The sequence below is a fragment of the Streptomyces sp. NH27 genome (assembly GCF_056859195.1).
This window is the reverse complement of sequence record NZ_JACEGK010000450.1, coordinates 1-6,643: the sequence shown is the minus strand read 5'-3', so window position 1 is coordinate 6,643 and position 6,643 is coordinate 1. Positions and strand designations below refer to the sequence as shown.

6 protein-coding genes are annotated in these 6,643 nt (G+C 71.8%); 1 reads left to right on the top strand and 5 read right to left on the bottom strand.

Features of this window, described 5'->3' with window-relative positions; all coding sequences use genetic code 11:
* Window positions 1-27: 27 nt before the first annotated feature.
* From AC13HU_RS28865 to AC13HU_RS28845, 5 genes are all read right to left on the bottom strand, one after another.
* The gene (locus AC13HU_RS28865; RefSeq protein WP_483044901.1) at window positions 28-1,794 is read right to left on the bottom strand and encodes an ABC transporter ATP-binding protein; all 1,767 of its coding nucleotides are present in this window, start codon (window positions 1,792-1,794) and stop codon (window positions 28-30) included.
* Between the two features lie 307 nt (window positions 1,795-2,101).
* A complete protein-coding gene (locus AC13HU_RS28860; RefSeq protein ID WP_483044900.1) occupies window positions 2,102-2,902 on the bottom strand; it encodes a chaplin in 801 nt (266 codons plus the stop codon).
* 227 nt (window positions 2,903-3,129) lie between these two features.
* Entirely contained in the window at window positions 3,130-3,828 is a 699-nt protein-coding gene (locus AC13HU_RS28855) for a CYTH domain-containing protein (protein WP_483044899.1), read from the bottom strand.
* Between the two features lie 221 nt (window positions 3,829-4,049).
* Complete coding sequence (locus AC13HU_RS28850; RefSeq protein WP_483044898.1) at window positions 4,050-4,325, bottom strand: DUF5133 domain-containing protein; 276 nt, start codon at window positions 4,323-4,325, stop codon at window positions 4,050-4,052.
* Window positions 4,326-4,675: 350 nt separating this feature from the next.
* The gene (locus AC13HU_RS28845; RefSeq protein WP_483044897.1) at window positions 4,676-4,849 is read right to left on the bottom strand and encodes a hypothetical protein; all 174 of its coding nucleotides are present in this window, start codon (window positions 4,847-4,849) and stop codon (window positions 4,676-4,678) included.
* A 491-nt stretch (window positions 4,850-5,340) separates the two neighbouring features.
* Between AC13HU_RS28845 and AC13HU_RS28840 the strand changes: the two genes are divergently transcribed.
* Window positions 5,341-6,600 (top strand): MFS transporter, encoded by a 1,260-nt coding sequence (locus tag AC13HU_RS28840; RefSeq protein WP_483044902.1) that lies wholly within the window; start codon window positions 5,341-5,343, stop codon window positions 6,598-6,600.
* The last annotated feature ends 43 nt before the right edge of the window (window positions 6,601-6,643 follow it).

Below are 6,643 nucleotides of genomic sequence, written 5' to 3'. Positions count from 1 at the left end.
GGCGTGTGTGCCCGGGCCGCCCCCGGCTCACGCCAGCTGGGCCGCCTGGAGACCCGCGTACGCGCCGCCGCGGCGCAGCAGTTCGGTGTGCGAGCCGACCTCCACGATCCGGCCCTCGTCCATCACCACGATCCGGTCGGCGTTCCTGATCGTGGACAGCCGGTGCGCGACGACGAAGACCGTACGGCCCTTGACCAGCCGGCCGAGCGCCTGCTGCACCAGCGACTCCGAGCGGGAGTCCAGCGCGGACGTCGCCTCGTCGAGCACCAGCACCCGCGGGTTGCGGATCAGCGCACGCGCGATGGCGAGCCGCTGCTTCTGTCCGCCGGACAGCCGGGCGCCGCGCTCACCGACGACCGTGTCCAGGCCCTGCGGCATCCGGTCGATGAACTCCATCGCGTTGGCGTCCCGCAGCGCGTCCCGCACCCGGTCGTCGGGGACGTCGGTCATGCCGTAGGTGACGTTCTCCCGCACGCTGCCCTCGAACAGGATCGAGTCCTGCGGCACCACCGACAGGAAGCTGCGGTAGTCCCGCAGGTCGAGCGACTCCATGTCGGCGCCGTCCAGCAGGATGCGGCCACTGGTCGGCCGCAGGAAGCCGATCACCAGGTTCAGCACCGTGGACTTGCCCGCGCCGGAGCCGCCGACCAGCGCGATCGTCTCGCCGGGCCGCACGTCGAGGTCGAAGCCGGCCAGCGACGGGCGGCCGCTTTCGGGATAGGTCAGCTCCACCTCGCGGAACTCGAACCGGCCCACCACACCGGTCACTTCGGCCTTGCCGTCGTTCTGCTCCAGGTCGGGTGCCTGGAGCACCTCGCCGATCGAGCGCACCGACTCCAGGCCCTTGCCGATCTGCGGGGCGAGCGTCAGCAGCGTGGTCACCGATCCGGTGAGGCTGGAGAAGTACGCGGAGAGCATCACCACGGTGCCCGGGGTGACGCTCAGCCAGCCGTAGTACGCCACCAGCGCGGAGCCGGACAGGCAGGCGACGCCGATCGCGTTGAGCAGGATCCAGGCGATCGAGCCGAACCAGCCGTTGAGCCGGTCGAGTCGCAGCCCGGCGTGCAGCACCTCGCCCAGGGTGCGGTCCATCCGGTGCAGCGCGGTGCCCTCCAGGCCGTGCGCCCGGGTGATCGGGATCAGCGTGGTCATCTCGCTGACCCGCGAGGACAGTTGCTCGACCTGCTGCCGGAACAGCTCGTTGCGGTCCTTCAGCCGGCGGCGCAACTTGACCACCAGCACCGCCGATGCGGGCACCACGATCAGGTAGACCGGCAGGAACGCGGGCGCCTGGATGCCGATGACCACCAGACCGCCGGAGAGGGTGGCGATCGCCGCCAGGCCGTTGTCCGCGGTCTGCTGGGCGGCGGTCTCTATGGTCTCGACGTCCCTGACCACCTTGGCCTGGAGCACACCCGCGCTGACCCTGGAGTGGTAGCCGATCGAGAGCTGCTGCATCCGGTGGCACAGCGCGGTGCGCAGCCGGGTGCCGGTGCGCCGGATCGAGCCCTGCATGTTGCGCACATACGTCAGGTGCAGCGGCAGGTTGAGGACGAGGATGACCAGCAGCACCGCGGAGTTCCACCACAGGATGGAGATCGGCTTGTGCTGCACCACGACGTCCACGACGTTGGCGGTGATGAGCGGCAGCAGCCACACGGGGGCGTGCTTGGCGAGGAACGCGGCGACGGCGATGCCGACGCGGCGCCGGTCGGGGTGGAAGAGGTAGAGGAGAGTACGGAGAGGGTGCTCGCCACGGTAACGGTGGCTGAGCGTGCCTTGCGGCAACGCCATTGCGGGACTCCTCGAATCACGTCTTCGCGGTGATGCGGTATGGGTGCGACACGGCACGGGCCGGCTTCGGCGCTGAAGTCGGCGTGCGTCCATGTGTGCGCATACACCCTAGACGTGGAGCGCTCCGCGGCGCCCGGCCAGGCGGCGTTGTTCCTGGTCGCGGGCGCGGGTAATCGAGTTGACGGATCCGGCCCGCCGTGCGGGAGTGCGGACGACGGGCCGGGCGCGGGGTGGTGCGAGGTGGTGGTGCGAGGTGGTGCGGGGACCGGCAGGTGGTCCGAGGAGTGGGGTCACCGGCCGGCGGCGGTCAGCGCCGGGCGGACCCGATCGCCCGTGCGGCGGCGGTGGTTCGGGCCGCCGGACGCGCCTTGCGGTAGAGCACCGCGCCGCCGAGCAGCAGTGCCGCGCTCGCGCCGGCGGTCCAGCCCAGCCCGTCGGCGCCGGTGTGCGCGAGGGACGGGATGGCCGACGAGTCGGCGGTGACCACCGTGTCGTTCGGCGGCGCGGGGATCGGCTGGTGGGCCGGCGGGGGCGGAGTGGTGCGCACCGGTGGCGTGCTGTTGACCGCGGTGTTGCCGAAGGCGGGGTTGCCGATCCCCACCACGTTCACGGAGTTGCCGGCCACGTTGAGCGGGATGTCGATCGGCAACTGGAGGGAGTTGCCGGACAGCACACCGGGGGAGTCGGTGGTGCGGCCCGCCGCGTGGGCGCCGCCGGAGGAGCGGGAACCGGAGGAGCGGGAACCGAACTCGTCGGCGGCCGGGCCCGCGTGCTTGGCGGGACGGCCGCCGGTCGAGGAGGCCGACGACGCGGAGCCGGACGACGCGAGGCCGGACGACGCCGACGAACCGGCCGCCGACGAGCCGGACGAGGTGTTCGCGCACCTGTTGCCCATCGCCGGGTTGAGCAGGCCGACCACGTCGACGGTGTTGCCGCACACGTTGACCGGGACGTGCACCGGAACCTGCACGGAGTTCCCCGACAGGACGCCCGGCGAGCCCGCGGCCTCGCCGCCGGCCGCCGCGTCCGCCTGTGCGTACCCGGCAGACGCGAGCACACCGCCCGCGACCATCGCGGTGACCAGTCCCTTTCGGGCGACCTTGTTCATACGCTCACTGCCTTCCGGAAAAACCTCGCGGGCCGTATGCCCGCACCGAAGACAACGCGCGACACGGCCAATCGAGCCATGTCCGCCCGGCAATTCATCCCAACGGGTGACCGCGCACTGGCGGGGTTCGCGCGCTGCCGATATGAGCGCAGCGGCCGGACGGAACCGGGAAATGCCTGGTGAACCAAGGGATTCGTACGCGAATGTACCGGGAGGATGGGACGAAACTATGAATTTCCCAGGACCGCCGTTTCCGGGGTGACGCCGTACTCGGCCAGCCACGCCAGCAGTTCGGCGCGGCCGGTCGCGGCCAGCCGGCCCCCGGTGAACCGCTGGTCGCAGGTCACCTCGGCCACCGCGCCCGGCGGCGGCTCGAAGGCCCGCATCTCCGCGTCGTCCGCGAACTCCGCCTCGGCCAGCACCAGTCCGTGCAGCGGCGGCTCGAACACGTCGATTCCCAGCGGCGGAACGCTGTAGCGGGACTTGCGCAGCACGCGCGCGGGCAAGGCGGCGAACACCTCGTATTCCGCGGGGGAGAGATAGGTATTCGTCAGCAACCCCTGTACCGGGCCGGGGGAGTCCGCGGGAATCTTCTGAGTGAGCTTCAACTCCGTTGTGGTGGAGGCGTGTTGGGCGCTTCCGATGTCGCGGGGATCGGTGCGGGTGTCGGGGCCTGGGTCCGGGCCGGGGCCGGCGGTTCGGGAGGACAGCGGCTCCACGCGGCGCAGCCGCATCCTGGTGCCGAGCAGATAGCGGTCGGTGATCCGGCGCGCGGGTTCGCGCCAGATGTCCGGCGGCGGCGCCGCGAACAGGAAGCGGCGTTCCCGCTCCACGCGGGCGTACTTGCCCGGCACGACGCCAGGTGCTGCGGATTCGGCGGGTTCGGTGGGCGGCACATCGGGGTCCGGTCGGCGGCGCGGGATCATGCCGGTCAGTATGCGCAGGCCGCGGGCGGCGGGTCGCGTGGACGGCCGCGACCCGCACCCGCGGTGTCGCCGTCCGGTACGCCGTCGTCCGGTCGGTGCTTCAGTCCTCGTTCGGTGCTTCGCCGCTCGGTACTTCGCGACTTCGGTGTCGCGGCGCTGCGATGCGTGATTCGTGACCGGCGTTCAGTGGATCACCGGATCAGGGCTCGGCCGGGTGGTGCTCAGGCCGCGCTTGCGTCGCGGGCCGGGTCGGCGCTGAACGCCGCGGCCGCGATGGTGTCGATGTGTCGGCGTGCGGCCGCGAGCGCGGCCCCGATCTCCCGGGTGCCGGTCGACACGCACAACGTGTACATCGTGTCCTGCAACTGCTGCCGTACCAGAGGGTCGGCGCCCTCCGCACGGTCCGACCCGTCCGCGTGTCCCTCGTCGACGACGGCGCGGAGCGCTTCGTAGCGCTCCACCAGGTTACGCAGGACGGTCGGGTGGGCCATCAGCATAGGTTTACTCCTCGAGTTGTCGGCGAAATCGGCACACACGAGGGCCGTTTGCCCGATCCGGGCCGATGCATGCGAAATACACGCGGAATTTACGTCGATGCGTGCATGACACATGTCACATCGTTGTCCTGGGTCGGATACCCGTGGGTCGGCCGGGAGTTGCGAGGTGCTTGGGACGGGCGCCTGGCGGTCCGTCGACTACGGACGGGCGGCGCCGAACGGGCCCGCCCCCGGAGGTCTTCCGGGCGGCGGGCCCCTGCTTATGCGGGTCGCATCCGCGTGCGGAACGCCGTGATGAACGCCGCTATGAACGCCGTACGTACGGAAACAGCGTCAGGTACGAAATGCCGTCAGTCGATGCTGCGCAGGATGTGTGTCTCGCTGGGGTCGTCCTCGTATCCGGCGAGCCGGATCGGCGCGCACCGGGACCATGCGTCCAGCGGGCGTTCCTCGTCGAGCAGGGACCCGGCGTCCCCACTGCGGTCGGCTGCGTTGTCCTTGCGGGTGAACTTGTCTGCTGACACCGCGCACTCCTTAGCGTCGCGTGGTCCGGAAACGCCGAACGCGGCTGGTTCCTCGCGTCACGGCGCCCGGCTGGATGTCCTTCTCTATCGGGCGGTGCGGACGCGGTGGCGCCTGATGCCGGTGCCGGAAGCGTGGCCGAGTCGGCGACTGGTTCCGGGACGGGCCGCGGGGCCAGGTACTTCCCCGACAGCCTGCTCGTCCCGGCAAGCGTATGCCGACGCACGCTGTGCCACCAGCCGGTTTCGATCCGCGTCGGCCACCCGGGTGGATGTGTCACCCATGCGCCCGTCCGCGGTGCTGCCCGCCCTGCCGGTCCACGCGGCGCCCCCGGTTGCTACGGTTTCGCGTGCTCAACAGCGAGGAAGACAACCGCGACGCCGCCGAGCCGTCCAGCACGCCGACCGGGCCCGGCACCGGCACCGCCGCCCCGGCCGCTTCAACCGCTGGCGCCCCGACCGCTGCCGCCGCAACCGCTGCCGCCCCGGCCGCGATACCCGCCCCGCGCCGCTCCCGGCTGCTCGCCGACATATCCCCGCTGCGGGAGCACGCCGACTTCCGGCGCCTGTGGTTCGGCAACACCGTGTCCTACATAGGCCAGCAGATGACCGCGATGGCCGTGGCACTACAGGTCTACGCGATCACCGGCTCCAGCTTCTACGTGGGCCTGGTCGGCCTGTGCTCCCTGGTCCCGCTGATCGTCTTCGGCCTGTACGGCGGCGCGGTCGCCGACGCGGTCGACCGGCGCCGGCTCGGACTTGTCACCGCGAGCGGCGCGACCGTGCTGTCGGCCGCGCTCGCCGTCGTCGCCATCGCCCATGTGCACAAGGTCTGGCCGCTCTACACGATCGTCGCCCTCCAGGCGGTGTGCTTCGCGATGAACTCGCCCGCCCGCTCGTCCATGATCCCCCGGCTGCTGCCGCCCGAGCGGCTGCCCGCCGCCAACGCGCTCGCCTCCCTCGCCGGCGGGGTCGGGCAGATGGCCGGGCCGATGCTCGGCGGTGTCTTCGTCGGCTTCTGGGGCTACCAGGCGGCCTACCTGATCGACATGGCCGCCTTCACCGCCTCCCTGTACGCGATGTGGCGACTGCCGGCGATGCTGCCGGGGGAGCCGGGCGCGGACCCGACCGCCGTACGGCGCCGGCCGTCCGTCCTGGAGGGGCTGCGCTACCTCGGCGCCCGGCCCAACCTGCGGACGACGTTCGTCTCCGACCTCGCCGCCATGGTGCTCGCGCAGCCCCGGGTGCTGTTCCCCGCGGTCGCCGGCCTCTGGTTCGGCGGCGACACCCGTACGGTCGGGCTGCTCGCCGCCGCGCCCGCGACCGGGGCGCTGCTCGGCAGCGTCTTCTCCGGGTGGCTCGGCCGGGTCAACCGCCAGGGGTTCGCGGTGCTTGTCGCGGTCGGCTCCTGGGGCGCGGCCGTCGCCGTCTTCGGCCTCACCCGCAACCTCCTGCTCGGCCTGTTCTTCCTCGCGCTTGCGGGCTGCGCCGACACCGTGTCCATGGTTTTCCGCAACACGATGCTCCAGTCCGCCGCGCCCGACGACATGCGCGGGCGGTTGCAGGGCGTCTTCCTGGTCGTCGTGGTCGGCGGCCCGCGCCTCGGCGACTTCCTCGCGGGCTCCGCGTCCGACCTGTTCTCGCCGACCGCGGCGGTGGTCGGCGGCGGGCTCGCCTGCATCGTCGCGATCACGCTGATCGGGCTCTTCCAGCGCGGCTTCCGCCACTACGACGCCCGCGACCCGATCCCGTAGCGGGGGTCGGCGGGGCGACGCCGGCGCGCGATCAGGGCAGCTG

Coding starts and splice junctions, on each gene's coding strand:
- AC13HU_RS28865 (WP_483044901.1), bottom strand. CDS start 1,794: ATGGCGTTGCCGCAAGGCACGCTCAGCCACCGTTACCGTGGCGAGCAC.
- AC13HU_RS28860 (WP_483044900.1), bottom strand. CDS start 2,902: ATGAACAAGGTCGCCCGAAAGGGACTGGTCACCGCGATGGTCGCGGGC.
- AC13HU_RS28855 (WP_483044899.1), bottom strand. CDS start 3,828: ATGATCCCGCGCCGCCGACCGGACCCCGATGTGCCGCCCACCGAACCC.
- AC13HU_RS28850 (WP_483044898.1), bottom strand. CDS start 4,325: ATGCTGATGGCCCACCCGACCGTCCTGCGTAACCTGGTGGAGCGCTAC.